Origin of the sequence: Mesorhizobium sp. M2D.F.Ca.ET.226.01.1.1 (assembly GCF_004022705.2) — a bacterium.
Taxonomy (GTDB): Bacteria; Pseudomonadota; Alphaproteobacteria; order Rhizobiales; family Rhizobiaceae; genus Mesorhizobium.
Window position 1 is genome coordinate 1 of sequence record NZ_RZOY02000045.1, and the last position, 1,040, is coordinate 1,040.

Genomic DNA, 1,040 nt, shown 5'->3' on the forward strand with positions numbered 1-1,040 from the left:
CTAGCTGTGAGCTTTCGGGAGGTTGTCCATTCGGACCGGACCGAGGAGACTGGAGTTACCACGCTTCAGCATCCATCGGAGGATCCGAATGAACATCCATAAGAATGCCCGTCTCACACCGCTGCGTCGAGAGGAGATGGCGCTGTCGGTGATAGAAGGCGCTTTCTCCAAAGCCCATGCGGCGCGTGTCTACGGCGTGTCGGCCAAGATCGTGGCGCGCTGGGTCGAGCGCTACAAGTCCGAAGGGCGGGCCGGCATGATCGACCGTTCCTCGCGGCCCGCCCATATGCCGCAGGCCACCGCTGCGTTGATCGCCGAGCGCATCATGGCGCTGCGGCGGCAACGTTGGACCGGCAAGCACATCGCCCATGAGGTCGGCGTCTCGCCCGCCACCGTTAGCCGGGTTCTCAAGCGTGCCGGACTGTCGCGGTTGCGGGATATCGAACCGGCCGAGCCGATCCGACGCTACGAGCGCGAGCATCCTGGCGAGATGATCCATATCGATATCAAGAAGCTCGGTCGTTTCGAGCGCATCGGTCATCGCATTACCGGCAAGCGCACCGGCAATGCCAGCTCGCGCGGCAGCAGTTGGGAGTTCGTCCATGTCTGCATCGACGACGCCTCCCGCATCGCCTTCTCGCAGATCCTGCCCGACGAGAAAAAAGAAAGCGCCATCGCCTTCCTCAAGGCGGCGGTGGCCTACTACGCCAGCCTCGGCGTCACGATAGCCCGCGTCATGACCGACAACGGCTCCTGCTACAGATCAAAGGCCTTCGCCAAGGCCTGCCGCGATCTCGGCCTCAAGCACGTCAGGACAAGACCCTATACACCCAAGACCAATGGCAAGGCCGAGCGCTTCATCCAGACAGCACTGCGCGAATGGGCTTATGCCATCGCTTATCCGACTTCAGATCACCGCGCCGCAGAGTTGCCGGTCTGGCTGCACAGATACAATTGGCACCGTCCCCACGGGAGCCTAAAGTCCAAAACACCTATCAGTCGCCTCGCTCTAACCGAGGACAACCTGTTGAGGCTCCACA

The 1,040-nt window shown here is 61.8% G+C and carries 1 protein-coding gene; it reads left to right on the plus strand.

From position 1 onward, the window contains the following. Positions 1-88: 88 nt before the first annotated feature. Positions 89-1,040, plus strand: a 952-nt coding sequence (locus tag EN869_RS33680; RefSeq protein ID WP_127230906.1) for an IS481 family transposase, incomplete at its 3' end; no start/stop codon positions are given.